24 protein-coding genes and 1 pseudogene are annotated in these 23,768 nt (G+C 61.8%); 11 read left to right on the plus strand and 14 right to left on the minus strand.

Annotation, left to right across the window (positions count from 1 at the left end):
* Positions 1-127, plus strand: a pseudogene (locus AX760_RS26795) (5-aminolevulinate synthase); the annotation flags it as partial.
* 84 nt (positions 128-211) lie between these two features.
* On the opposite strand, the gene AX760_RS17415 reads toward AX760_RS26795, so the two are convergent.
* From AX760_RS17415 to AX760_RS17435, 5 genes are read right to left on the minus strand one after another with little or no spacing between them, the layout of a single operon-like run.
* Positions 212-1,729: an ABC transporter substrate-binding protein gene (locus AX760_RS17415; protein ID WP_071834264.1), complete on the minus strand. Its 1,518-nt coding sequence runs from the start codon at positions 1,727-1,729 to the stop codon at positions 212-214.
* A 25-nt stretch (positions 1,730-1,754) separates the two neighbouring features.
* Positions 1,755-3,446, minus strand: coding sequence for a dipeptide ABC transporter ATP-binding protein (locus tag AX760_RS17420; RefSeq protein WP_071834265.1), 1,692 nt, complete (start codon positions 3,444-3,446; stop codon positions 1,755-1,757).
* Complete coding sequence (locus AX760_RS17425; RefSeq protein WP_071834266.1) at positions 3,443-4,297, minus strand: ABC transporter permease; 855 nt, start codon at positions 4,295-4,297, stop codon at positions 3,443-3,445. The genes AX760_RS17420 and AX760_RS17425 overlap by 4 nt, the downstream gene beginning before the upstream one ends.
* Complete coding sequence (locus tag AX760_RS17430; RefSeq protein ID WP_071834267.1) at positions 4,294-5,232, minus strand: ABC transporter permease; 939 nt, start codon at positions 5,230-5,232, stop codon at positions 4,294-4,296. Before AX760_RS17430 ends, AX760_RS17425 begins: the two co-directional genes overlap by 4 nt.
* A gap of 54 nt (positions 5,233-5,286) precedes the next feature.
* Positions 5,287-6,180, minus strand: a complete 894-nt coding sequence (locus tag AX760_RS17435) for a proline iminopeptidase-family hydrolase (protein WP_071834268.1) — start codon at positions 6,178-6,180, stop codon at positions 5,287-5,289.
* 147 nt (positions 6,181-6,327) lie between these two features.
* On the opposite strand from AX760_RS17435, the gene AX760_RS17440 reads away from it, so the two are divergent.
* Positions 6,328-7,110, plus strand: a complete 783-nt coding sequence (locus AX760_RS17440; protein ID WP_071834269.1) for a helix-turn-helix transcriptional regulator — start codon at positions 6,328-6,330, stop codon at positions 7,108-7,110.
* A 66-nt stretch (positions 7,111-7,176) separates the two neighbouring features.
* Entirely contained in the window at positions 7,177-8,085 is a 909-nt protein-coding gene (locus AX760_RS17445; protein WP_071834270.1) for a proline iminopeptidase-family hydrolase, read from the plus strand.
* A 32-nt stretch (positions 8,086-8,117) separates the two neighbouring features.
* Here the strand turns inward: AX760_RS17445 and AX760_RS17450 are convergent, their stop codons facing one another.
* The 6 genes from AX760_RS17450 to AX760_RS17475 all read right to left on the minus strand — a co-directional run bounded on the left by AX760_RS17450 (position 8,118) and on the right by AX760_RS17475 (position 12,477).
* Positions 8,118-8,924, minus strand: a complete 807-nt coding sequence (locus AX760_RS17450) for an IclR family transcriptional regulator (protein ID WP_071834271.1) — start codon at positions 8,922-8,924, stop codon at positions 8,118-8,120.
* A gap of 56 nt (positions 8,925-8,980) precedes the next feature.
* Positions 8,981-9,370: a RidA family protein gene (locus tag AX760_RS17455; protein WP_071834272.1), complete on the minus strand. Its 390-nt coding sequence runs from the start codon at positions 9,368-9,370 to the stop codon at positions 8,981-8,983.
* A gap of 70 nt (positions 9,371-9,440) precedes the next feature.
* A complete protein-coding gene (locus AX760_RS17460) occupies positions 9,441-10,211 on the minus strand; it encodes an amino acid ABC transporter ATP-binding protein (protein WP_071834273.1) in 771 nt (256 codons plus the stop codon).
* Positions 10,212-10,222: 11 nt separating this feature from the next.
* Positions 10,223-10,888, minus strand: a complete 666-nt coding sequence (locus tag AX760_RS17465; RefSeq protein ID WP_071834274.1) for an amino acid ABC transporter permease — start codon at positions 10,886-10,888, stop codon at positions 10,223-10,225.
* A 4-nt stretch (positions 10,889-10,892) separates the two neighbouring features.
* Positions 10,893-11,555 (minus strand): amino acid ABC transporter permease, encoded by a 663-nt coding sequence (locus AX760_RS17470; protein WP_071834275.1) that lies wholly within the window; start codon positions 11,553-11,555, stop codon positions 10,893-10,895.
* Positions 11,556-11,628: 73 nt separating this feature from the next.
* Positions 11,629-12,477 carry a transporter substrate-binding protein gene (locus tag AX760_RS17475; protein ID WP_071834276.1) on the minus strand — a complete coding sequence of 283 codons (849 nt, stop codon included), beginning with the start codon at positions 12,475-12,477 and terminating at the stop codon, positions 11,629-11,631.
* 183 nt (positions 12,478-12,660) lie between these two features.
* On the opposite strand from AX760_RS17475, the gene AX760_RS17480 reads away from it, so the two are divergent.
* The 6 genes from AX760_RS17480 (at position 12,661) to AX760_RS17505 (ending at position 19,588) form a co-directional block, all read left to right on the plus strand.
* Positions 12,661-13,737 (plus strand): D-TA family PLP-dependent enzyme, encoded by a 1,077-nt coding sequence (locus AX760_RS17480; RefSeq protein WP_071834299.1) that lies wholly within the window; start codon positions 12,661-12,663, stop codon positions 13,735-13,737.
* A 125-nt stretch (positions 13,738-13,862) separates the two neighbouring features.
* The gene (locus AX760_RS17485; RefSeq protein ID WP_245295050.1) at positions 13,863-14,807 is read left to right on the plus strand and encodes an AraC family transcriptional regulator; all 945 of its coding nucleotides are present in this window, start codon (positions 13,863-13,865) and stop codon (positions 14,805-14,807) included.
* Between the two features lie 211 nt (positions 14,808-15,018).
* On the plus strand, positions 15,019-15,477 hold the full coding sequence (locus AX760_RS17490; RefSeq protein WP_071834278.1) for a (2Fe-2S)-binding protein: 459 nt from the start codon (positions 15,019-15,021) through the stop codon (positions 15,475-15,477).
* A 3-nt stretch (positions 15,478-15,480) separates the two neighbouring features.
* Positions 15,481-17,700 (plus strand): xanthine dehydrogenase family protein molybdopterin-binding subunit, encoded by a 2,220-nt coding sequence (locus AX760_RS17495; RefSeq protein ID WP_071834279.1) that lies wholly within the window; start codon positions 15,481-15,483, stop codon positions 17,698-17,700.
* Positions 17,701-17,797: 97 nt separating this feature from the next.
* Positions 17,798-18,172, plus strand: a complete 375-nt coding sequence (locus AX760_RS17500; protein WP_087149292.1) for a c-type cytochrome — start codon at positions 17,798-17,800, stop codon at positions 18,170-18,172.
* Between the two features lie 231 nt (positions 18,173-18,403).
* A complete protein-coding gene (locus AX760_RS17505) occupies positions 18,404-19,588 on the plus strand; it encodes a PQQ-dependent sugar dehydrogenase (RefSeq protein WP_425348869.1) in 1,185 nt (394 codons plus the stop codon).
* Between the two features lie 70 nt (positions 19,589-19,658).
* Here the strand turns inward: AX760_RS17505 and AX760_RS17510 are convergent, their stop codons facing one another.
* Both AX760_RS17510 and recR read right to left on the minus strand, forming a co-directional pair.
* Positions 19,659-20,915 carry a lytic murein transglycosylase gene (locus AX760_RS17510; RefSeq protein ID WP_175552088.1) on the minus strand — a complete coding sequence of 419 codons (1,257 nt, stop codon included), beginning with the start codon at positions 20,913-20,915 and terminating at the stop codon, positions 19,659-19,661.
* Positions 20,916-20,920: 5 nt separating this feature from the next.
* The gene (gene recR / locus AX760_RS17515) at positions 20,921-21,526 is read right to left on the minus strand and encodes a recombination mediator RecR (protein ID WP_071834281.1); all 606 of its coding nucleotides are present in this window, start codon (positions 21,524-21,526) and stop codon (positions 20,921-20,923) included.
* Between the two features lie 87 nt (positions 21,527-21,613).
* Here recR and AX760_RS17520 point away from each other — a divergent pair, with 87 nt between their 5' ends.
* Positions 21,614-22,228, plus strand: a complete 615-nt coding sequence (locus AX760_RS17520) for an MOSC domain-containing protein (protein ID WP_071834282.1) — start codon at positions 21,614-21,616, stop codon at positions 22,226-22,228.
* 243 nt (positions 22,229-22,471) lie between these two features.
* Positions 22,472-23,401 carry a DUF2865 domain-containing protein gene (locus AX760_RS17525; protein ID WP_071834283.1) on the plus strand — a complete coding sequence of 310 codons (930 nt, stop codon included), beginning with the start codon at positions 22,472-22,474 and terminating at the stop codon, positions 23,399-23,401.
* Between the two features lie 39 nt (positions 23,402-23,440).
* On the opposite strand, the gene AX760_RS17530 is transcribed toward AX760_RS17525, so the two are convergent.
* Positions 23,441-23,764, minus strand: a complete 324-nt coding sequence (locus AX760_RS17530; RefSeq protein ID WP_071834284.1) for a YbaB/EbfC family nucleoid-associated protein — start codon at positions 23,762-23,764, stop codon at positions 23,441-23,443.
* Between the last annotated feature and the right edge of the window lie 4 nt (positions 23,765-23,768).

Genomic DNA, 23,768 nt, shown 5'->3' on the forward strand with positions numbered 1-23,768 from the left:
GCCGAAGAAGACCGAGCGCCTGCGCATCACGCCGACGCCGATGCATTCCAACGCCGACATCGACCACCTCGTCGGCGCGCTCCACCAGCTCTGGTCGCGCTGCGCACTGGCAAGGGCCGTCGCGTAGGCCACAGGTGCCGGACAGCGAATGCCGGAAACCCTTCGCCACCAAGGCAGCGAAGGGGCTGTTCAATGCCGTTGTCGGCAGGCCTCAGTTCTTGACGGTGTCTTCCAGGAAGAAGCGGCCGAGCGGGTTCTGGTAGAAATTCTCGACGGTTTTGCGCGAGACATTGATGTAGGGGCTGTAATAGAGGTCGATCCAGTGAACGTCGTCCTTGGCCGCCTTCTGGATCTCGATATAGAGGGCCTCGCGCTTGGCCGCGTCGAGTTCGAGGCGCGCCGCGGCGACCATGTCCTTGACTGTGTCGCTCTTGTAGCGGGTCATGTAGTTCATGTTGGTGTCGTGGCCGAGAACGAAGGTGGTCTTCTGGTCAGCATCGAGGATGTCGTTGGTCCAGTACATGACTGAGATATCGTAGTCGCCGGCCACCAGCATGTCCCAACTCTGGCTCGGATCGACCTTTTGCAGGTTGACGGTGATGCCGGCCTTCGCCAGTTGCTGCTGCAGGAGAACGGCGATCTGCTCGTCCACCTCGCTGCCGGCATTGACGATATAGTCCAGCGACAGATCGGCAGCACCGGCTTCCGCCAGCATCGCCTTGGCCTTGGCCGGATCATAGGGATACTGGTAGTTGTCGGCGTAGTGATAGAGCGAACCCTTGGGGATATAGGAATTCGCGACTTCGCCAAGCCCGAAGGTGACGGTATCGACGATCGCCTTCTTGTCGATCGCCATGTCCAGAGCCTGGCGGACCTCCTTCTTGGCGAGCGCGCCCCGTTCGTGGTTGATCAAAAGGTGGTCCTCGCGGGTCGAGGTGTCGATGTGCACTGCAAGGTTCGGATCCTTCTTCAGTTCCTCGACGCGCGAGAACGGCACGAAGATCGCCGTATCCAGTTCGCCGGCCTGCACGTTCAGCATGCGGGTATTGTCGTCCGGCACCGAGATCCACTCGACACCATCAAGCTTCACCCGGTCCGCCTGCCAGAAATTCGGGTTCTTTTCGAGGATGACGCGGTCGCCGCGGCGCCATTCCTTGACTGTGAAGGCGCCCGACGAGGCGATCGGCATTTCGGCGAAGGCTTCCTCACCGGCGGATTCGAGGCCTTTCTTCGACAGCACCGAGACGTTCGGCAATGCCAGTGTCGACAGGAACGGCGCCGACGGCGTCTTCAGCTTGACGACCAGCGTCTTGTCATCGGCGGCTTCCGCCGTCTCGACCACCTTGTAGCTGTCGCTCCACAGCGATCCTTCATTGTCGCGGATACGCAGGAGGCTGAAGGCGGCATCGCCGGCGGTGATCGGCGAACCGTCGGAGAACTTCGCATCACGCATCGTGAAGGTATAGGTCAGTCCGTCATCGGAAATGGTCCAGCTTTCCGCAAGGCCGGGCTCCAGCTTGGTGCCGGTCTTGTCGACGCGCACCAGCACGTCGAAGACGTTGGAGAATACCCAGTTATCGACGTTCTGGGCCGTCTTGATCGGGTCGAAGGTGGTTGAATCCTCGCGCCGGCCGATGGTCAATACGCCAGCCGCTTCGGCCAGCGACGATCCCAGAGACAGCATCGCCAGCACGGTTGCCACGCTGATGGTCTTCCATTTGCTTGTCATGTCGTTCGTTCCCTTGTTGTTGTTGTCAGGCAGTCAGGAGATGCGGAGAAGCGCCCGCCGGCAGGCCGCCCAGAAGAGGCTTGTCGGGGTCGATATCGGGGATGGCGGCGATCAGCGCTGCGGTATAGGCATGCTGTGGCCGGGCAAAGACGTCGTCGCACAGGCCTTCTTCAACGATCCGGCCGCGATACATCACCACCACCCGGTCGCAGAGATTGCGCACGATGGCGAGGTCATGGGCGATGAACAGCAGCGTCAGGTTCATGGCGCTCTTCAAATCTCGGAAGAGATCGATGATCTGCGCCTGAATGGTGACGTCCAGCGCCGCCACGCATTCATCGGCGATGATCAGTTTCGGATCGACGGCGAGAGCCCTTGCGATGCCGGCACGCTGGCACTGGCCGCCGCTCATCGACAGGGGACGACGGGTGGCAAATTCACGGTCCAGCCCCACCAGATCCAGCAGTTCGTCGATGCGCGCCGGAATCCGGCCAGCCGGTATCTTTCTCTGCACGTGGAGAACTTCCGCGAGCATGGCGCCGATCGTCAGGCGTGGATTGAGGGCATTGTAGGGGTCCTGGAACACCATCGCCGCCTGCGTGCGGATCTGCGCCAGCGTCTGCCGGCGCTGTTGGGCAAGGTCGAGGCCATCGAAGCTGATATGTCCGGATGTGAGCGGCGTCAGACCGAGAATGGCGCGCGCAAGCGTACTCTTGCCGGAGCCGCTTTCGCCGACGATGCCGACGGTTTCGCCAGGCATGACACGCAGGCTGATACCATCGACGGCGGCGACCTCTGCCTTGCCGCGTGCAAACAGCCCAAGGCCGGGTGCCGGAAAACGGACCACGAGATCGTCGATCTCCAGCAGGGGGCGTACCGAAAGTGCCGGTGTTCCCGTCTTGAGACCTGGAAGGCCACCCTCCTCGGGCATCGATGGATGGCTCTTGAGCAAGCTGATCGTATAGGGATGCTTCGGTGCAGACAGAACCTGCCGCTTCTCGCCGATCTCCAGAAGCTGGCCATGCCGCAGAACGGCGATCCGGTCGCAGGTCTGGGCAACGATGCCGAGATCGTGGGTGATCAGGATGATCGACAGGCCGCGACGGTCGCGCAGGTCCATCAGGAGTTTGAGGATCTGCGCCTGGATCGTGACGTCGAGCGCTGTCGTCGGTTCGTCGGCGATCAGGATGTCCGGATTGCAGGCGAGCGCCACCGCGATCATTGCGCGCTGCCGCATGCCGCCGGAAAATTCGTGCGGATAACCGTCATACTGGCGGTGCGGATCGGGAAAGCCGACCTGCCGGAGGATGTCGACCGCCATGGCTCTCGCCTCCCTGCGGTCAAGGCCCTGGTGATAGCGGATGCCTTCGGAAATCTGGTCGCCGATGCGCATGACAGGATCAAGATGGCTGGTCGGGTTCTGGAACACCATGCCAATGTCGGCGCCGCGCACCGCGCGCATGCCATCCTCGTCCATCCGTGTCAGGTCGCGCGTGCCAAGCATGACGGAACCGCCGGTAATCGCGATCGCCGTCGACGGCAGCAGCCGCACCAGCGCCCGGCAGATCATGCTCTTGCCCGAGCCGCTTTCGCCAACGAGGCCGAGAATTTCGCCGCGACCGAGATCGAAGGAGACGCCATCGATCAGCCTGCGCGTCTCGCCGTCGAGCCGGGCATCGACCGTGAGGTCGCGGATGGAGAGAACAGGCTCGCTCATTCGCGCACCCCCAGCCATGCGCCGAGCCCATCGCCGAGCAGGCTGAAACCGAAGGCCAGAACGACGATGGAAAGGCCGGGAAAAAGCGTGATCCACCAGGCGGTGGTGATGAAGCTCTGGCCTTCGGCAACCATGACGCCCCATTCGGCGACCGGCGGCTGCACGCCCAGCCCGAGATAGCTGATGGCCGCGCCGCTGAGCAGGACGAGCACCGCATCGGACATGGAAAACACGATCGATCCGGCAATGGCATTCGGCAGCAGATGCCGGAACATGATGCGGCTGCGGCTGAAGCCGAGGCTGACGGCGGCCACCGCATAATCGCTGCTTTTCAGCACCAGTATCTGGGCCCGGATCAACCGCGCATAGGAGACCCAGCCGACCAGCGCCATGGCAATGTAGAAGCTCCAGAGGCCCGGCCCGAGAATGGCGATGATCGACAGCATCAGGACCAGGAAGGGAAAAGCGAGGATGACGTCGACCAGCCGCATGAAGACCGTATCCACGATGCCGCCGAAAAAGCCGGCGATCGTGCCGATGAAAGTACCGATCAGGAAGGGAAAGACAACGCCGATGACAGCGATCTGCAGGTCAATGCGCGTGCCCCACAGCACCCGCGAGAAGATGTCGCGACCGAAATTGTCGGTGCCGAACGGATGGGTGAAGGACGGTGTGGCCAGCCGGACGGCGGCGTCCTGATAGATCGGATCGTAGGGCGCGATCAGCGGTGCCGTCAGCGCGACCAACAGGAACAACCCCAGAATACAGGCCCCGGCGCCAAGCGTCAGGTTGCGGCCGAAAAAGCGGCTCCAGGGGAGAGCCAAATGGGTGGTCGCGGTGGCGCCCGTCATAGCCGCACCCTCGGATCAAGCGTCACGGTGACGATGTCGGCCAGAAAATTGACCAGCACGGTAGCGCAGGCAAACACCATGGCCACACCCTGGACGACCATGTAGTCGCGCGAGAAGATGGCGCGCACCAGAAGCTGTCCCATGCCGGGGATGGCAAAGACGGTCTCGACCACGACGGTGCCGCCGATCAGCCAGCCGATGTTGACGGCCAGAAGATTGATGGTCGGCACCAGCGAGTTCGGCAGCACGTGACGCCAGAAAACGATGTTTTCCGGCATGCCGCGCGCCCGTGCCGCTGTCGCCAGATCCGATTGCAATTCGACGATCATCGCCGCCCGCAGGCTGCGTGTCAGAACCGCCGATAACGACAGCGCGATGGTCAGGCTCGGCAGCACCAGATGCGCCGCCTTGTCGAAAAGACTGTCACCATACCCGGACACCGGAAAAATGCCGAGCTTGACGGAAAACAGGATGATCAGCATCAGCGCCAGCCAGAAAGGCGGAAAGCCGATGCCCAGCGTCGAGACGATGCGCACCGCATGATCGGGCAGGCGGCCGCTGTTGCGCGCCGCAAGGGCTGCCATCGGCACGGCGATCAGGATCGACAGCAGCACACTGGTCAGGACCAGAACCAGCGTCGGCTCGATGCGCGTGAGGATCAGCTTCAGCACATCGATCTTGTAGAGGATCGACTTGCCCATCTCGCCCTTGCCGAGGTTCTCCAGGAAATAGAAATATTGCAGCCAGATCGGCTCGTCGAGGCCGTACTGCGCACGGATGCGGGCAATCGCCGTCGGGGTCGAGCGGGCGCCGAGCAGCACGCGGGCCGGGTCTCCGGGGACCAGCCGGACAAGTACGAAAGTGATGATGCTGATGCCGAACAGCACCGGCAGGAACTGCAAGGGGCGAAACAGCACAAACCTATAGCGGTGCATGGACCAGCCCCTTTCCGGCCTGAGGGGCGTAGACCTGATGTCGCGCGCTGCCGATCATGCCACCGTCCTGTGACGTGCCAGAAAATCGAGAAGCACCGGATAGTAGCCATCCGGATTCTCAAAGAACGGCATGTGGCTGGCATTGTCGATGACGTGCAGTTCGGCATCGGGAAGGTTCAGCTTCATGCGCAGCGCGCAGGCCGGCGTCAGTTCGTCGTGTTCGCCGCAGGTGATCAGAACCGGGACGGTGATCTTCGGCAGGTCCGCCACCCGGTTCCAGTCCTTCAGATTGCCGATATAGAGAAATTCGTTCGGCCCCTGCATCGTGCCATAGGGTCCCATGTTCCAGTCGGCGAGCGAGCGCTGGATCGGCGCCGGCCAGTCCGAAAGCCGGCAGACATGGCGATAATTCAGGATCGTGATCGCCGCCAGATATTCCGGGTGATCGATGGTGCCGCGCGCCTCGTGTTTCTGCATCATCGCCACGGTTTCCGGCCCCAGCGCTGCCCGCAGTCGCTCGAGTTCCAGGATCAGATGGGGCATGTCCGCGACCGTGTCTTCGAGGATCAGCGTCTTCAGGTTTTCCGGATAGGTCAGGGCATAGTCGATTGCGAGCCAGCCGCCCCAGGAGTGGCCGAGCATGTGCACTTTGCCGAGCCCGAGGGCGTTGCGGACCGTCTCGGTTTCCGCGACATAGCGGTCGATGGTCCAGAGCGCCGGATCGGTGGGGCGGTCTGACGCACCGGTGCCGAGCTGGTCGAAGGCAACGACGCGGTAGCCCTGGTCGACGAGGCAGGAATGGGACTCGCGCAGGTAGTCGCAGGGCAGGCCCGGACCGCCATTGAGGCAGAATACGGTCTCGGTGCCCGTGCCGAAACTGTAGGCGACGACCTTGTAGCCCATCACATCGATCTCGATACGGTCATCCGGTTCCATCTCGCGCCACATCGGCCGTCTCCTGCCTTCTGCAAACAATGCTCATCTTTTCAGCATGACTAATTTTTAGCGTATTATCGGTTCCGCACCAGCTATAAGAAGTGATAGGATGGGTCGCTCGCGGCTTTACAGATCCCGGTCCGACGTTAGGATTTGCGCATGTTTGACGATATAGGTTCGATCCGGTCGCGGCTCACTGCGGGCGACACGCTGGACGGCCGGATCGATACCGCATTCGAGGTCATCAAGGGTTTCGGCTTCGACGCCCTGATCTACGATTACACGCCGGTTCCCTATGATCTCGACGGCGCATTGATGTTGCCTTCGCTCCTGAAGCTGCGCAACATTTCCGAGGACATGCGGGAATACTGGTTCGATCGCGAATATTTCCGCATCGATCCCGTGCAACTTCTGGCAATGCGCACGACCACGCCATTCTTCTGGAACTACGATCAGACGGCCGGGACGCAGATCAACCGTTTTCTCGACGAGCGCAGCGCGCCGGTGTCGCGCTATCTCTACGAGCGCAACATGTCCTGCGGCGTGACCGTGCCGGTCCACCTGCCGCGCGGCGACTGTGCCACCGTGACGGGTGTTCGCTTCGGTGCAGGAAAGGGATTTCAGGGCGACGCCGAGCGCCATATGGCCGATTTCGGGCTCATGGCCCATGTTTTCCACGAGGCTGCCTATGCGGCCTTCGATGACACAGCGAAAACCGGAACGCGGGCGCACCTGACCAATCGCGAGCGGGAATGCCTGCGCCACTCGGCCGACGGACTGTCGGCCAAGGAGATTTCCCGTGTCATCGGTCGCGCGGTTCCGACCGTCGTCATGCACCTCAACGCCGCCGCCAAGAAGCTCGGGGCGAAGAACCGGACACAGGCGGTGGTGCGTGCCACCCATTATCGCCTGCTGGAAGAGCCGCCATCCTATTACTTGTGATAGCTGCCGCCGCCTGAATCCGGACAGTATGCTTTCTCCATCGGAACAACCGCATGGAGATGAGACGTGGCATCGGTCGAAGTTCAGGAATCCTATCTGCCATTTCGCGACTACCGGACCTGGTACCGCATCACCGGGTCGCTGGCTTCGCCGCTCCTGCCGCTTGTCATCGCCCATGGCGGACCGGGCTGCACCCATGACTATGTCGATAGCTTCAAGGACATCGCGGCGCTCGATGGCCGCCCCGTCATCCATTACGACCAGCTTGGAAACGGCAATTCGACGCGCCTGCCGGACAAGGGGCCGGAGTTCTGGACCGTTTCGCTGTTTCTCGAAGAACTGGACGCCCTCCTCGTCCATCTCGGGATCGCGGATCGTTATGCCTTTCTCGGGCAGTCCTGGGGCGGCATGCTCGGCGCCGAACACGCGGTGCGCCGGCCGAAGGGCCTGAAGGCGCTTGTCATCGCCAACTCGCCGGCCAACATGCACACCTGGGTCGCCGAGGCCAACCGGTTGCGTCGCGAACTGCCGGGCGATGTCCAGGCTATGCTCCTGAAGCATGAGGACGCCGGTACGATCACTCATCCCGACTATATCGCTGCTTCGCGTGTCTTCTATGACCGCCATGTCTGCCGCGTCTCGCCCTGGCCGCCCGAGGTGGCGCGAACCTTTGCGATCATGGACGAGGATAATACCGTCTATCGCAATATGAACGGGCCGACCGAGTTCCATGTGATCGGCACGATGAAGGACTGGACGATCGAGGATCGCCTGCCGCAGATCGAAGCCCCGACACTGCTGATCTCCGGCCGCCATGACGAGGCAACGCCGGAGGTCGTCCGTCCCTATGTCGAACGTGTGCCCGGATGCCGCTGGGTGGTGTTCGAAAATTCCAGCCACATGCCGCATGTCGAGGAAAAAGCGCTGTGCCTTGCGACAGTGTCAGAGTTTCTGAAGCCGCTCGACGTGGTATGAACGCCTGTGCGCTGCGGGCTTAAAGCCGATGCTCACTTGACCCGCCGTGTGTCCTCGCGGCGGCCATTGTAGCCGAGTTTCTCGGACAGGGCGCGGGCGGCGCCCAAAAGGCTGTCGAGATGTGTCCGCCAATGCCGCAAGCCGTCTTCCTTGGGGGCAACAAGGCACAGGGTCGCCACGCATTGACCGTCGGACTGGCGTACCGGCACGGCGAAACAATGGGTAAAATTCGCCACTTCGCTGTTGAAGGTGAAATAGCCGTCCAGCGCGGCCTGGCGGACTTCGGCGATGAAGCGCGAGGGATCGAGCCGCTGGCCGTTCGGCAGCATGAAATCCTCTTCCGGAATGAAGGCGACGATCTCCTCGTCGGTCAGATGCGCCAGGAGCAGGCGGCCCGACGCCGTCCACGGGATCGGCACGAGTTCGCCGATATTCGACGAGATCCGGAAGGCGCGGCTACCCTCGCGCATCATGGCAACGGTATATTTGTGACCCTCGAGAAGGCACATCTGCGCGGTTTCGCGGGTTTCCTCCGCAAGATGCGCCAGGACATCCTCGGATTCGCGCATCAGGTCGAATTGCTCGGCATGGGCGGTGCCGAGGAAATAGAGCTTGCGCCCGAGAAAGACCCGGCCGTCGCCGCCCTGGTAGTCGAGCATGCCGTGGCGCAGCAGGAGGTTGACCAGTTCGTAGACCGACGAGCGCGGCGCGCCGATCTCGACGGCAATTTCGTTGGGCCGCATCGGCTGGCGTTTGATGCGCAGGAATTCGAGGATCTCGAAGGCGCGATCAAGGCCCCGCGTGCGCCGCGATACGATGTCTTCTGCGCCGTCAGCCATTCCGTCTGTCCCTGTCAAAACGATGAGCGCGACCTTTGCAAGCCGCGCCCGGCATTTCAAGTCCTGTCGGCGCGATAGGCGACGCAATCGACTTCGACCTTGCAATCCACCATCATTCGCGACTGAACGCAGGCGCGGGCCGGCGGGTTCGCGCCGAAATAGTCGGCATAGACGGCGTTGAAACTCCAGAAATCACGGGGATCGTCGATCCAGACGCCGACGCGCACCACATCCTCGATGCCGTAGCCTGCCTCGTGCAGGATGGCGATCAGGTTTTCGATGGCCTTGCGGCTCTCGGCAATGATGCCGCCGCGGACGATCTCGCCGTTTTCCATCGGCACCTGGCCGGAGACGTAGAGCCAGCCATTGGCCTCCACAGCGCGGGCGAAGGGAAGGGGCTGTCCGCCTGCGCCGGTTTCGCCGGCGCCATAACGTTTAATCGTCATCAGTCTTTTCTCTCTTTTGCTTGGAACGGGATGCGAACGCAAAACCACGTCTCGCCTTTCCGCATTCCCTTCAGTTGAAGCTGGATGTCTTGAGGAACTCCGCGAGCCGTTCTGTCCTTGGTTTCGCGAACATCTCCTTCGGGTCGCCTTCCTCGCAGATCACGCCCTGGTTCATGAAAATCACCCGCGAGGAAACCTCATAGGCAAAGCGCATTTCATGGGTGACGAGCAGCATGCTCATGCCGTCTGCGGCCAGTGCCTTGATCACCTGCAGAACTTCGCCGACCAGTTCCGGGTCAAGCGCCGAGGTGACCTCGTCAAACAGCATGAGGCGCGGCGCCATGGCGATGGCCCTGGCAATCGCCACGCGCTGCTGCTGACCGCCGGACAACTGGCCGGGATAGGTATCGGCGCGGGCTGACAGGCCAACCCGGTCAAGCCACTTTTCCGCCAGAACACGGGCCTCGTCGTGGGACATTTTCTTGACCTTGACCAGGCCGAGCATGACGTTCTGCGCTGCCGTCATGTGCGGGAAGAGGTTGAACTGCTGGAAGGCCATGCCGGTCAGCGCCCGCTGGCGGGCAATTTCCTTTTCGCTCTTGCGCCGTCGGGAGGAACCGCTGTGCTCATAGCCAATCTCCTCGCCCTCGAGCCGGATGTGGCCTCCCTGGAAGTCCTCCAGCATGTTGATGCAGCGCAGCATTGTCGTCTTACCGGAGCCGGAGGAGCCGATGATCGAGATCACCTCGCCTTCCCGCATCGTGCAATCGACGCCCTTCAGCACCTCGACGATGCCGTACTGCTTTCGCAAACCCTGTATTTCGAGAAGTACCTTGCTCATGTCTGACGGCCTTACGAGGGAACGGCGGTCTTGCGCTCGACATATTTGCCGAACTGCTCGATCCCGTAATTGATGACGAAGTAGAGAAAGCCGGCCAGGAAATAGAATTGCAGGCTCATGAAATTGCGCGAGATGATTTCCTGCGTCCGCAGCAAAAGCTCGGCGACGCCGATCACCGACAGCAGCGTCGAGGCCTTGACCATCTCGGCGGCTGTATTGACCCAGGCCGGCAGGATTTGCCGCAGGGCCTGCGGCCAGAGCACATAGGCAAAGGTCTGGTTGAAGGTCAGCCCGATCGCCTTGGCGGCTTCCGTCTGGCCCTTGGGGATCGCCTGCAGGCCGCCGCGCACGATTTCGCCGACATGCGACGAGCAGAACACCGCAAGCGCAAACACGCCGGCCTGGAAAGGTCCAAGATCGATGCCGATGGTGGAGAGAACGTAATAGCTGGCAAGGACAAGCACGAGAACAGGCGTGCCCCGGATGAAATCCGTATAGACGCGCACGACGAACCGCAGTGCGCGATTGCCATAGACAAGCGATAGCCCGACAAGCACGCCCAGCAGCGAACCGACGATGATCGAGAGCGCCGAGATCGAGATCGTGATGCCGAGGCCCTTGAGGATGGCAAGACGGGCAATCCAGATCTGGTCTAGAAAAGCGGAAAGATCCATCATGGCATCACCTCGGAACCGACAGGCGGCGTTCGGCGAAACGCATCAGCGCAGCCAGAACGGAGCAGGTGGCGACATAGAGACCGGATGCGACTATCCATGTCTCGATAACCCGAAAACTCTCGACATTGATCTTGCGTGCCTCGAAGGTCAGTTCCGGCACGGCGATGGCGGCAGCCAGCGATGTATCCTTGAACAGCGAGATCACCGTCGAGGAAAGCGATGGCAGCACGTTGCGCAGCATCAGCGGCACGATGATCGATGTCCGGATCTGCATGGGCGTCAGCCCGATCGCCAGCCCGGCCTCTGTCAGGCCTTTCGGGATCGAGATCAGGCCCGCGCGAAACACTTCGGCCAGATAGGCCCCGGAATAGATCGACAGCACGGCGACAAAGCTTTCCAGCTTGCCGAGGCGAACGCCCATCTGCGGCAGGGCGAAATAGGCAAAAAGCACAAGCACCAGAATCGGCAGGTTGCGGATAACAGTCACATAGGTGGCCGCGGGCCGCTTGATCCAGCCGCTTTTGGCGATCAGCGCAAAGGCAACCAGAAGCCCGATCGCAGCGCCGATCAGGATGGAGACGAAAGCCAGCCCGAGACTGAGGGCGAGGCCTTCGAGAAGCTGGTCGAAGTTGCGCCAGACGACGGCAAAATTGAGGGTATAACCCATGGCGGCATCCTGCCGGAGAGGGTGGAGGAAGGACGAAGGGCAAACCCTTCGTCCCGATGGTCTTGGTCCGCTGTTACTGGAACTCGACCGGGAAGCCGATGGTCGGCGGTGCCAGTTCCTTGCCGAACCAGGTCTTGTAGGATGTCGCATAGAAATCGAACTCGACGCCGGTCATCGCCTCATGCAGGGCGGTGTTGACGAAGTTCAGCCAATCCTGATCGCCGCGCTTGACGCCGCAGGCATAGGTCTGCGGGTTCCAGCCATAGCCGGCATCGGTGTAGCGACCGGGGTTCTGCGTCATGTACCAGGCGAGGGAAGACTGGTCGGTCGCCACCGTGTCGGCACGGCCGGATTCGAGCGCCTGATAGATCAGGTCGACCGATTCATACTGGTCAACGGTCGCCTCGGGCAGGGCGGCATGCACCATCGCCTCGGCATAGACGTTCTGCAGCACGGCAACCGTGACGGATGAGCCGCCGGCCTTCAGGGCCGCATGATCGGCATATTTGCCGTCTGCCTTCAGCATCAGGCCGACGCCTTCGCGGTAGTAGGGAATGGTGAAAGCAATCTGTTGGGCGCGTTCACCGGTCACGGTCATGAACTGGCAGGTCAGATCCACCTTGTCCGTCGTGATGTTCGGGATGCGCGCATCGGAGGACTGATTGACATATTCGATCTTGTCGGGATCGCCGAACAGCGCCTTGGCAACGATGCGGCCCATGTCGACGTCAAACCCCTGCAACTTGTCTTCGGCACTCTTGAAATGCCAAGGCGCATTGGTGCTGCCGGTGCCCAGAACGAGATGACCGCGTGCAAGCACCTCGTCGAGCCTGCTGGTTGCCTGCTGTGCTGTGGCCGGAAGGGCGGAAAGGAGGAAGGCTGCTGCCAGCGAAAGCGCGCTGGTTCGGACTGAAACTGTCATGATGATCCCCTTTGATCGATTGTTATGTCCAGTATTGCGGACATGCGTCTGTTTTACCGGATTGACGTATTCAGTGACAGGACGCATAAATTGTCAAGACTCGGTCGGCCGGGAATCTGCACAACAGCGATGCAGCGTCTCCTTCCGCCTGAAATTGCATCGAACTTTCTTTTGGAGGATCCCATGGACAAGGCGCAATCGGCATTAGAGACCGCAAACACTCCGGCCGTTCTCATCGATCTCGAGATCGTCCGCCGCAACATCGAGCGCTTCCAGGCCTATGCCGATAAGCACGGGCTGAAGGTTCGCCCGCACATCAAGACACACAAGCTGCCGCAACTGGCCGAGATGCAACTGTCGGCCGGCGCCATCGGCATCACCTGCCAGAAGGTCTCGGAAGCCGAGGCGATGGTGGCCGGCAGCCCTGATATTCGCGACGTGCTGATCACCTACAACATCCTTGGCGAGGAGAAACGCGATGCTCTGGCAGCCCTTGCCCGCAAGGTGGCGCTGAGCGTCGTCGCCGACAACGAGACCGTGCTTGACGGACTGTCGTCGACATTCGCATCGGAACCCGCACCCCTGACGGTTCTGGTCGAATGCAACACCGGTGCCGATCGTTGCGGCGTGTCGAGCCCGCAAGAAGCGGCAGCCCTTGCCCGGCGGATTGCCGATGCGCCCGGCCTGGTGTTTGGCGGCCTGATGACCTATCCCCCGGCCGGCGGTGCATTGGCCGTCCAGACGTTCATGACGCATGCGAAAAGCCTGATCGAGGCGGCCGGGATTGCGGTTCCGGTGATCACCTCCGGCGGCACGCCCTCGATGATGGCGGCGGCCGAGGCACCGGTGAGCACAGAATATCGCCCCGGAACCTACATCTACAACGACCGCTCGCTCGTCTCGCGCGGTGTCTGCAGCTGGGACGACTGCGCCCTGACGGTGCTGGCCACCGTCGTTTCGGTGCCATCACGCAACCGCGCCATCATCGATGCCGGCTCCAAGACGCTGACCTCCGATCTGCTTGGCCTGTCGGGCTACGGCCACGTGCTGGGCCGGGACGACATCACCATCGACCAGCTCTCGGAGGAACACGGGCGTCTCGTCAGCGATGGCGCGATCAATCTGAAGGTCGGCGACCGGCTGCGCATCGTGCCGAACCATGCGTGCGTTGTTACCAACATGGTCGATGCGGTTCATATCGTCGAACACGGCGCGATTTCCGCCGTCTGGCCGGTCGCCGCCCGTGGGCGGATCATTTGACGGTTGCGCAGACGGTGCTGAACCATTCCTGCCTGATTGTCTTGCATGCAGAAAAAATGTAGAGAATCCGCTGAAGGTTTCGAGGCGGCATCGCCGTCCAGCGGGAGGTTTCGATGGATCACGGGATGTCAGACTGCAAGGCCCTGCTGGCGCAGACCTGCCCGATCCGGGCGCGCATACTCGAGGTGATTTCAACATTGCCCTGGGATGGCCTGAATGTTCGACATCAGGTTCCGGGGCTATCGCTGTACCGTCTCGTCGAGCCTGCCGGGCCGTTTTCCAGCGTCTACGAACCAAGCCTGTCGCTGATCATCAAGGGTCGGAAATTCGTCGAGGTTGGCGACGAAGCGATGGTTTATGACGAGAGTGCCTTCTTCCTCACCGCCGTCGGCATGCCGATGAAAGGCCAGATCCGGACGGCGACTGTCGATGAGCCCTACGTTGCCGCGACGCTGCGCCTGAACCTGGACACGATGCGGCGCCTGATCGTCGACCACAATCTGCAGCCGGCCGACATCACCAATCGTGATCGCGGCGTTGCGGTGGGGGTGGCCACTCCAGAGCTGTTCGATGCCTTTCTAAGGTTGATTTCATTGACGAATTCCCCTGATGATCTGCCTTTCATGGCTGCTCACATCCAGGCTGAGATCTTCTATCGGCTGCTGACCGGCGATCAGGGTGCCCGGTTGCGCCGTTTTGTGCTCTCCGGGACAAACAGCAACCGCGTTGCGAAAGCCGTCGCCTGGGTGAAGGATAACTACACGGCACAGCTCCGCATCGATGACCTTGCCGACCTGGCCGGAATGGGCATCTCCACATTGCACCACCAATTCCGGGCCATGACCGGCATGAGCCCGCTCCAGTTCCAGAAACATCTGCGGCTGCACCATGCGCGGGAACTGATGCTTGCCGGATCGATAGACGTTGCGACGGCCGCGCTCACGGTCGGCTATGAGAGCCCGACGCAATTCAGTCGGGAATATCGCCGCATGTTCGGCCATCCTCCGCTTCGCGATATGAAGGGGATCATGAGCACCGACATCGCCATCCGGGCTGGCTCCGTCGCATAGATTTTCGTTTCCCGCGGCCATAGCGGACCCGGTTCTGTCCCTGATCCTCGCACATTGAAGAATACGAAGTCGTCCAATCTGACAGGATTGGGCAATAAAAAAGCAGGATTGCGCCTGTTCCCCCACGCCACGGTCTTATAGGCTTCCTGCAGCTCGGCATAACCATGGCCGGAGGCACAGAGATCAGGCGTTGAAACGCAGGGAGAACACCATGGTGACTTTAACCATCAATGGCACGGCGCATGAGATCGAGGCCGAAGCGGATATGCCGCTCCTGTGGGCGATCCGTGATCTGGTCGGGCTGACGGGTACGAAATTCGGCTGCGGCATGGCACAATGCGGCGCCTGCACGGTTCACCTGGACGGTTCGCCCGTGCGCTCCTGCCAGACCTTCGTTGGGGATATCGGCGAATCCAGGATCACCACCATTGAAGGATTGTCCGGAAAGGTCGCTGAGACGGTGCAAACGGTCTGGGCCGATCTCGATGTTCCGCAATGCGGCTACTGTCAGTCGGGACAGATCATGTCGGTGACCGATCTGTTGACCAACAATCCGAAGCCCACCGACGACGATATCGACGCCGCGATGACCGGCAATCTCTGTCGTTGCGCCACCTATCACAGGATCCGCGCCGGGATTCACGAAGCTTCGAAACGCTTGGAGGCCTAAGTCATGATCCCGAAACTGATGCAATCCCTTCATCTGCCTGGGCAAAAAATCCAGGCATCCCGACGCCAGTTCCTGCTCGGCGCGCTTGCCGCCGGCAGCGGCGTCGCCATTGGTTATCACGTGCTTGCCGCAACGCCTGCCGCCGCCAGCGGGACGGCCGGCTCGGGAGCCGATGCCCTTGCCTTTACGCCCTATTTGACAATCGATGCCGATGGCAAGGTCACCGTTCTGTCGTCCCAGTTCGAGATGGGGCAGGGATCCTATAATGGTCTTGCCACGCTGGTCGCCGAAGAACTCGATGCCGACTGGTCGACCATCGAGGTTCTCGGCGTCGCCGGCAATGTGAAGGCCTATGGCAATATCGCGTTCGGCGGCACGCTCCAGGGGACCGGCGGTTCGACATCGATGTTTACCTCCTTTGAGCGCTATCGCACAGCAGGGGCAACGGCTCGGGCGATGCTGGTTGCTGCGGCCGCGTCCGACTGGGGAGTATCCGCATCGGACATCACCGTCGAAAATGGCGTTCTGTCCCATGTCTCGGGCAAGAGCGGCGGCTTCGGCACCTTTGCCGCCAAGGCAGCGACCCTGCCTGCACCGGCCGAGGTAACGCTCAAGGCGCCGGCCGACTGGAAGCTGATCGGCAATGAAAAGCTCAAACGCTTCGACAGCGCCCGCAAGGCAAACGGCACGGAACAGTACACGATCGACGTCAAACTGCCCGGCATGCTGACGGCCGTCATGATCCACCCGCCTTTGTTCGGGGCAACGCTCAAGTCCTTCGATGCGACGGCGGCGCGATCCGTCAAGGGTGTCGTCGATGTGGTCGAGACGCCGCGCGGCGTGGCTGTGGTTGCCGAGACGATGTGGGCTGCGATCAAGGGTCGCGAGGCCGTCACTGCGGTTTGGGACGAGAGCGCTGCCGAAAAACGCGGCACACCCGAACTCATGGCGATGTACAAGGACATTGCCGGCAAGGCACCGGCGGCGATCGCGCGCAAGGATGGCGATGCCGATGCCGGTTTTGCGTCGTCCGCCAGGGTCATGGAGGCCACGTTCGAATTCCCGTATCTGTCGCATGCGGCGATCGAGCCGTTGAATGCCGTGGCGCGCAAGAATGATGACGGCACGCTGGAAATCTGGGGTGGCCATCAGTTCCCCGATGTTTACCAGATGCTTGCCAGCCAGATCGCCGGCGTGACGCCGGACAAGGTTCAGTTGCATGTCATGAAAACGGGCGGCAGCTTCGGCCGTCGGGCGGTGTTCGATGGCGACGTCGTCGTCGAGTCGGTCTATGTCGCCAAGGCGATCGGCTACAGGGCGCCGGTCAAGGTGCAATGGACCCGTGAAGACGACATGCGTGCAGGGCGCTACCGCCCCGCCTATGTCCACCAGATGAAAGCCGGGATCGACGCAGACGGACAACTGGTTGCCTGGAGCGATCATGTGGTGGGCCAGTCGATCATGGGCAAGACCATGTTTGACGGCATGGTCAAGAACGGGGTCGATCCGACATCCGTCGAAGGCGCGAACAACCTGCCCTATGCCATCCCCAATCAGACGATCGGCCTGACGACGACAGAGGTCGGCGTTCCCGTTCTCTGGTGGCGTTCGGTTGGCTCCACCCACACGGCTTTTGCCGCCGAAGTGTTTCTCGACGAAATCGCCGAGGCCACCGGCAAGGATCCGATCGCATTCCGCCTGTCTATGCTTGAGCCGGATTCGCGCCATGCGGTTATTCTGAAGATGGTTGCGGAAAAGGCGGAATGGGAAAAACCCGTGGCTGCCGGGCGTTTCCGTGGGGTCTCCGTCGCCGAAAGTTTCGGTACGGTCGTTGCGCAGATCGCCGAGGTCTCGCTGAATGACAGTGGCGGCATCAAGGTCGAGCGTGTCGTTGCCGCAGTCGATTGCGGTCTGGTGATCAATCCGGATCAGGTTCGCGCACAGGTCGAGGGCGGCATAGGGTTCGGTCTGGGCGCCATTCTTGCCGAGGAAATCACCCTGTCCGGTGGCACTGTCGATCAGGCAAACTTCGACATGTACACGCCGCTTCGGATCGACGCGATGCCCTCCGTCGAGGTTCATATCCTCGCCTCGGCCAATCCGCCGTCCGGTATCGGTGAACCGGGCGTTCCGCCCATCGGCCCTGCCGTTGCCAATGCCATCTACAAGGCGCTTGGAAAGCGGATCCGCGTGATGCCGTTTGCCAAGTCGCTCAGCGCCTGACGCCTTGTCCAAGCGTACTCCCCGGTTATGACAGGCCGGGGAGTACGCGCTTGGCCGCACTGGCGGCAACGACACGGTTCTTACGGAGATGTTTCCCATGCAAATGAACAGGGTTTTCGGGCCATTGCTGACACTGACGCTCGCCGTGGCAGGGTCGGCCGATGCGCAGGAACTGGATGCCGGCGCCAGGTTTTTCAAGCAGAGATGCCAGGCGTGTCACTCTCTCACGCCCGGCAAGAATTCTCCCGCCGGTCCAAATCTTGTCGGCGTGGTGGGACGCGCCAGTGCTGCAACCGACTTCAAATATTCAGCCGCGCTCAAAGCCTCAGGCCTGACCTGGGATGTAGCGACGCTCGACCAGTTCCTCGCCGCTCCGGCAAAGCTGGTGCCGGGAACGCGCATGGCGATCGGCGTCCCGAACGGCGAGCAGCGCAAAGAGATCATCGCCTATCTGGCGAGCGTGACGAACTAGCACCTCAGGCCCGGGGCGCACTTCGCTCACACATGCCGCGCCGGCAGCGATCCGACGCGGCGACTTCGGCCGAAATGCCATTGGGGCAGATAACCTCTTCTTGATCACGAGTTGATCACGCCTCTTGCAACGAATGCCACATTGTCGGGTTTCTGTTTCGACATGCGCATCCGCGCGAGGAACGACAGGAGACATTTTATGCGATCGAAGACCCTTCTCATTGGCGGAACCATGCTGTCCGTGTTTCTGGCGGGCCAGGTCTTGGCCCAGTCGTCCAGTGGCCCGGTCGAGACCCGCCAGCCGAACGGCACCGACCAGAAGCCCGCCTTTGAAGGCCAGACGCGCGCGTCCCAGCCGGCACAGATGCCGACGATCGAGACGCAGGTTGTGGCCGAAGGCCTGCCGCATCTCTGGTCGATGGAGTTCCTGCCGGATGGCCGCATGCTCGTCACAGCCAAGGAAGGCACGATGCACATCGTCGGCACGGACGGCAAGGCCAGTGCCGCGCTCGCAGGCGTGCCAGCGGTCGACGCCGCCGGCCAGGGCGGCCTGCTCGACGTTGCACTGGCACCTGATTTCGACAGGTCCGGACTGATCTTCTTCTCCTTCTCCGAGCCGCGCGATGGTGGCAACGGCACCTCGGTGGCCTCAGCAAAGCTTGTGCTGTCTGGGGATGGCGCAGAACTCCAGGATGCCAAGGTCATCTTCCGGCAGATGCCGACCTATGATGGCGACAAGCACTACGGATCGCGCCTCGTCTTCGGTCCGGCAGGTGAACTTTACGTCACGGTTGGCGAGCGCTCGGACCGGCAGACACGGGTCCAGTCGCAGGATGTGAAAAGCGGCTTCGGCAAGGTCTTCCGCATCGATACGACCGGCAAGGCACTGGCCGACAATCCTCTGGTCGGCACAGATGGCGCGATGCCGGAAATCTGGAGCTACGGTCACCGAAACCTGCAGGCAGCAGCCCTTGATGGGCAGGGCCGGCTATGGACAGTCGAACATGGCCCGAAAGGCGGCGACGAGCTGAACCGGCCGGAAGCCGGCAAGAATTACGGCTGGCCGAAGGTGACCTACGGGATCGAATACAGCGGCGGCGAGATCGGCGATGGTATCACCGCGCTTTCGGGCACCGAACAGCCGGTCTATTATTGGGATCCGGTCATTGGCCCGTCCGGCATGGTGTTTTATGACGACGATGCCGTGCCGGAATGGAAGGGCGCCTTTCTCATCGGCGGCCTTGTGACGCAGGGCCTGGTGGTACTGCACATGGAGAATGACCGGGTGACGTTCGAGGAGCATGTGCCGCTCGATGCACGCATCCGCGATGTCAAGGTCGGACCGGACGGGAGCATTTATGCCGTCACCGAAAGCCGTGGCGGCGGGTCGACGATCCTCAAGCTGACAAAAGCCTGATCCCAGGCGCTGCCTGACCTTCTCCCCGTCGCGATGGACAGAAGGTCAGGCCGCTGAGGGGAAATGCCGTCTATCGCAGTTTCGCCTTCAGCGACGTGTCCGGGAAACATGTCGGTTCGATGCCGGTCTTCGCCTGCCAGTCGCCCAGCGCCCGGCGCGTCTTGTAGCCCGGCAACCCGTCCGAGCCGCCGACATCATACCCCTTGGCCTCGAGGGCCCGCTGCATCGCGGCGACATCCGAACGCAACATCTTGCCGACATCGCCCCAAGGCCCCTTGAAGGCTCCGCCGCCGCCGGAAATCCGGTCGGCGAGATTGCCGATGAACAGGGCATAGAGGTCGGAATTGTTGTATTCCTTGATCACGTAGAAATTCGGCGTGACGATGAACTCAGGACCATTGCGGCCGGCGGGCACCAGCATCATGCCGCTCGCCCGCGCTTCGCCTGATGGAAACGCTTTGCCGGAGGCCCGCTCGATGCCGTCGGAAACCCAGCTGGAAATCGGCTTTGCCAGATCGGGGCCTTCCTGCGCGCAGGAGATATTGGCCGGGATATAGACTTCGAAGCCCCAGTCGCGGCCGCGCTGCCAGCCCTTCTTCGACAGGTAGTGTCCGATCGACCCCAGCGTATCGGGAACCGAATTCCAGATGTCACGGCGGCCGTCTCCGTCGAAATCGACGGCATATTCGAGAAAGCTCGACGGCAGGAACTGCGGCTGGCCCATGGCACCGGCCCAGGAGCCGCGCATGTCTGCTTCCTTCACATCCTTGCTGTCGAGAATATGCAGGGCGGCGATCAACTCGCGCCGGAAAAGCTCCGGCCGTGTCGAGAGAAAGGCCTTGGTGGCGAGAACGTCGATGATCGGATGCGGAATCTTTGCCCGCCCGAAGCCAGATTCGCGGCCCCAGATGGCAACGACGATCCCGGCGGGAACGCCATAGGTCTTTTCCACCCGTCGCAGCGTTGCCGCATGCGTCTTCGCCAGCGACCGGCCCGTCGCCGCCAGACCCTGGAGGCGCTTTTCGGAGAAATAGGAGCCGGGAGAGGAGAACTCAGCCTGGCTCTGCTTGCGGTCGCCGGCCGGCTTGGATCCGGGCAGGACGAGATCGGGCAGGTCCCAGTTGAGCTTGACGCCGGCAAAGGCAGATTTGAAGGCATCTGCCGCAATGCCGGTCTTTTGCGCTTCCGGCCAGAGCTCCGTCTGAAGCCAGTTCCGAAACTGCGCTTCTGTCTCGGCTTTTGTCGCCGCCTGCGACGGCAGAGGCAGGAGCGCCAACAGGCTCGCCAGCACCGTTGCCATTGCGGGTGCCCGCCATCTTTGCATCATCATCTTCAAATCGCCGTCCTCGCTCTCAGCGCTGCCGTCAGCGTGCCTTCGTCCAGATAGTCCAGTTCGCCGCCCACAGGCACACCATGCGCGAGCCGCGTGATCTTGACGCCAAGGCCTTCCAGCTGGTCGGTGATGTAATGCGCCGTCGTCTGGCCCTCGACGGTGGCGTTGACCGCGATGATCAGTTCGCGCACGCCACCCTTGGTGATGCGCTCCACCAGCCCGCGAATATTGATATCGTCAGGGCCAACGCCGTCGAGTGGCGACAATGTTCCGCCCAGCACATGATAGGCGGTGTTCATCGTGCTCGCCCGCTCCAGCGCCCAGAGATCGGACACATCCTCGACGACGATGATGACGCTGTTGTCGCGGCGCTCGTCCGAACAGACGCTGCAGGGATCGATCGTATCGACATTGCCGCAGCAGGAGCAGATCCGGACCTTGCGGTGCGCTTCCCCCATGGCATCGGCAAGCGGCCCCAGCAGCTGGTCCTTCTTCTTGACGAGGTGCAGCGCTGCCCGCCGTGCCGAGCGCGGTCCAAGCCCCGGCACCTTTGCCAGGAGCTGGATCAGTTTTTCGATTTCCGGACCGGTGACTCGCTTTGCCATGCGGGGTTTCTATCCCATATCTGTTGCGAACGGAATCGCTACAGGCGGTTTTCCATCATCCGAACGAGGCCAGAAGCAATGCCATCCATGTCCATCCTTGCCGTCTGCACCGGCAGTGCCGAGAGGCTGCCCGGCAAGTCCTACAAGACGGGCATTTTCAAGCATCCGGTCGAGACACCGGTGATGGTCGATCGCCAAGGACTGATCGGCGACGCGATCTGCAATCGCAAGCACCACGGCGGTGTCGATCAGGCTATCTATGGCATGGGCTCGATTGATCTCGACTGGTGGTCGGCTGAACTTGGCGACAGTCTGGTCCCGGGAACGTTCGGCGAAAACCTGGTGATCGAGGGCGTCGACAGTCGCAGCATATCGGTTGGCGACCGGTTCGCGACCGGACATATCCTGCTCGAGGTGACCTCGACGCGCATCCCCTGCGCCACCTTCGCCGCCAGAATGCGGGATCCCGGTTTTGCCAAGCGTTTCTACAAGGCTGCACGGCCGGGATTTTACTGTCGCGTCCTGAAGGAGGGAAGCGTCCAGGCCGGCGAAGCCGTCACTTACGCCCCCTTTTCCGGCGACCGTATCTGTATGCCGGAAATGCTCGAAACCTATGGACGCAATTTGTCCGGTGCCGATCGCGCCCGGTATCTTGCCGCTCCGATCCACCACAAACTGCGCGCAAAGCTGTCAGGCGGGTGATTGGCTGCAGCACAAACCGCGACACAAACCGCGGCACCCGGACCTTAACCATTCCATCAAGTCCCGCTTTATTTCAGCGCTTTCTTTTTCTATGAGAGAGCCTGTCGCGACGCCCTGATCCCTATCAGTCGGTCGCGAGAAATTGATGATCAAGCATGCCTTGCACCCACCAATCACCTCGGCTTTCGCCGTTGTAGAGGGCGTGCGCGTTGTCATGCAAAACAGCACCGGGATGGGGTCGTCATGCAGGAATTCGCGAAACAGGCAGGCAAGGTGTTCAGGCTTCCGGTGATGGTTGTTGCCGTCGCGTTGTCCCTTGCCGTTCCGGCTGTCGCCGGGGCTGGCAACTGTTCGGCGACACCGGTCGCGTCCTCTGCCGGCCGCAGCACCGAAGCCGCAAGCCTGCGCCGCCAGATTAAAGCCAATCAGGCGCTCGGCGACAAATACGGCTGCACCTTGGGAAAATCATCCCTGGCTTGCCGTGAGATCTCAGGCCGCATATCGCAGGCCGGCCAGCGGCTCGCGAAAATCTCTGGACGGACGGCACTGGCGGCTCGCTGCGCACGCCCGGCCGGCGAAGCGAAGATGTTCGCCACCGCGGTGAAGCAGCCTCGCGCAGAGCAGCCTGAAAAATCACGCAGCATCCGGGCGCAAGCCAACCCGATGCACCGTGCGACGTCCGTTCAATCCGCAAGCATGGAAACCATGTGCGTCCGGCTGTCGGATGGCTATTATTTCCCATCCCCGAATTCCGGCTACGGCCGCTCGCGCGACACGGACAAGATCGTCGTGCAATGCCAGTTCATTTGCGAGGATGCGGAGATGGACGTCTTCCGGATGGCCGGGGCGGAGCGGGTTGCCGATGACATGGTCTCGCTGACGACGGGCAAGCGCTACGCCGATCTGCCGGGCGCCGGGGCCTATCGTGTCGCGGTGCCGGTCCGGACCTGCGACATGGCGCGCTACTACAAGACCGTGCTCGCCCGCAGCCCGGTCAACGAGGCCGTCGATCTCGGTGTTTCTGCCGACAATCCTGTCGTGCCGGTGCCGATGCTCGCCATGAATATGAGCCTGATGAGCGATGTCGGCCTGCGCGGCAGCCGCAGCCTGGTCACCGATCGGCCGCGCAAGGTCCGCATCGTCGGCCCGTCCTTCCTGCCGATGCAGGATTGACGCAAGATCCCGGTCACGACTGGCTTGTGAAGCCGCTGATCAGAAAGGCAGTTTCATGCCGGGCGGGATCGGCAGGCCGGCGGTCAGTTCGCGGGTCTTTTCGGCAGTGATCGCCTCGGCCTTGTCCTTGCCGTCCTTGTGGGCAGCGACGATCAGGTCTTCGAGGATCTCGACGTCGTCCTCCTTAAAGAGCGACGGATCGATCTTGATGCCCTTGAGGTTGCCCTTGCCATCCATGCGGACGGAAACAAGGCCACCACCGGACTGGCCGTCGACTTCGAGAGCGGAGATTTCCTCCTGCATCTTCTCCATCTTGGCCTGCATTTCCTTGACCTTGCCCATCATGCCCATGATGTCACGCATCGCG

The organism is Pararhizobium antarcticum (assembly GCF_001885585.1).
Taxonomy (GTDB): Bacteria; Pseudomonadota; Alphaproteobacteria; order Rhizobiales; family Rhizobiaceae; genus Pararhizobium; species Pararhizobium antarcticum.

What these genes read in the sequence shown, in the direction of transcription:
- AX760_RS17415 (WP_071834264.1), bottom strand. Translation starts at nt 1,729, where the DNA reads ATGACAAGCAAATGGAAGACCATCAGCGTGGCAACCGTGCTGGCGATG.
- AX760_RS17475 (WP_071834276.1), bottom strand. Translation starts at nt 12,477, where the DNA reads ATGACAGTTTCAGTCCGAACCAGCGCGCTTTCGCTGGCAGCAGCCTTC.
- AX760_RS17455 (WP_071834272.1), bottom strand. Translation starts at nt 9,370, where the DNA reads ATGACGATTAAACGTTATGGCGCCGGCGAAACCGGCGCAGGCGGACAG.
- AX760_RS17430 (WP_071834267.1), bottom strand. Translation starts at nt 5,232, where the DNA reads ATGCACCGCTATAGGTTTGTGCTGTTTCGCCCCTTGCAGTTCCTGCCG.
- AX760_RS17500 (WP_087149292.1), top strand. Translation starts at nt 17,798, where the DNA reads ATGCAAATGAACAGGGTTTTCGGGCCATTGCTGACACTGACGCTCGCC.
- AX760_RS17435 (WP_071834268.1), bottom strand. Translation starts at nt 6,180, where the DNA reads ATGTGGCGCGAGATGGAACCGGATGACCGTATCGAGATCGATGTGATG.
- AX760_RS17520 (WP_071834282.1), top strand. Translation starts at nt 21,614, where the DNA reads ATGTCCATCCTTGCCGTCTGCACCGGCAGTGCCGAGAGGCTGCCCGGC.
- AX760_RS17510 (WP_175552088.1), bottom strand. Translation starts at nt 20,915, where the DNA reads ATGATGCAAAGATGGCGGGCACCCGCAATGGCAACGGTGCTGGCGAGC.
- AX760_RS17470 (WP_071834275.1), bottom strand. Translation starts at nt 11,555, where the DNA reads ATGGGTTATACCCTCAATTTTGCCGTCGTCTGGCGCAACTTCGACCAG.
- AX760_RS17450 (WP_071834271.1), bottom strand. Translation starts at nt 8,924, where the DNA reads ATGGCTGACGGCGCAGAAGACATCGTATCGCGGCGCACGCGGGGCCTT.
- AX760_RS17465 (WP_071834274.1), bottom strand. Translation starts at nt 10,888, where the DNA reads ATGATGGATCTTTCCGCTTTTCTAGACCAGATCTGGATTGCCCGTCTT.
- AX760_RS17485 (WP_245295050.1), top strand. Translation starts at nt 13,863, where the DNA reads ATGTCAGACTGCAAGGCCCTGCTGGCGCAGACCTGCCCGATCCGGGCG.
- AX760_RS17505 (WP_425348869.1), top strand. Translation starts at nt 18,404, where the DNA reads ATGCTGTCCGTGTTTCTGGCGGGCCAGGTCTTGGCCCAGTCGTCCAGT.
- AX760_RS17425 (WP_071834266.1), bottom strand. Translation starts at nt 4,297, where the DNA reads ATGACGGGCGCCACCGCGACCACCCATTTGGCTCTCCCCTGGAGCCGC.
- AX760_RS17480 (WP_071834299.1), top strand. Translation starts at nt 12,661, where the DNA reads ATGGACAAGGCGCAATCGGCATTAGAGACCGCAAACACTCCGGCCGTT.
- AX760_RS17440 (WP_071834269.1), top strand. Translation starts at nt 6,328, where the DNA reads ATGTTTGACGATATAGGTTCGATCCGGTCGCGGCTCACTGCGGGCGAC.
- AX760_RS17530 (WP_071834284.1), bottom strand. Translation starts at nt 23,764, where the DNA reads ATGCGTGACATCATGGGCATGATGGGCAAGGTCAAGGAAATGCAGGCC.
- AX760_RS17490 (WP_071834278.1), top strand. Translation starts at nt 15,019, where the DNA reads ATGGTGACTTTAACCATCAATGGCACGGCGCATGAGATCGAGGCCGAA.
- AX760_RS17525 (WP_071834283.1), top strand. Translation starts at nt 22,472, where the DNA reads ATGCAGGAATTCGCGAAACAGGCAGGCAAGGTGTTCAGGCTTCCGGTG.
- AX760_RS17420 (WP_071834265.1), bottom strand. Translation starts at nt 3,446, where the DNA reads ATGAGCGAGCCTGTTCTCTCCATCCGCGACCTCACGGTCGATGCCCGG.
- AX760_RS17495 (WP_071834279.1), top strand. Translation starts at nt 15,481, where the DNA reads ATGATCCCGAAACTGATGCAATCCCTTCATCTGCCTGGGCAAAAAATC.
- AX760_RS17460 (WP_071834273.1), bottom strand. Translation starts at nt 10,211, where the DNA reads ATGAGCAAGGTACTTCTCGAAATACAGGGTTTGCGAAAGCAGTACGGC.
- recR (WP_071834281.1), bottom strand. Translation starts at nt 21,526, where the DNA reads ATGGCAAAGCGAGTCACCGGTCCGGAAATCGAAAAACTGATCCAGCTC.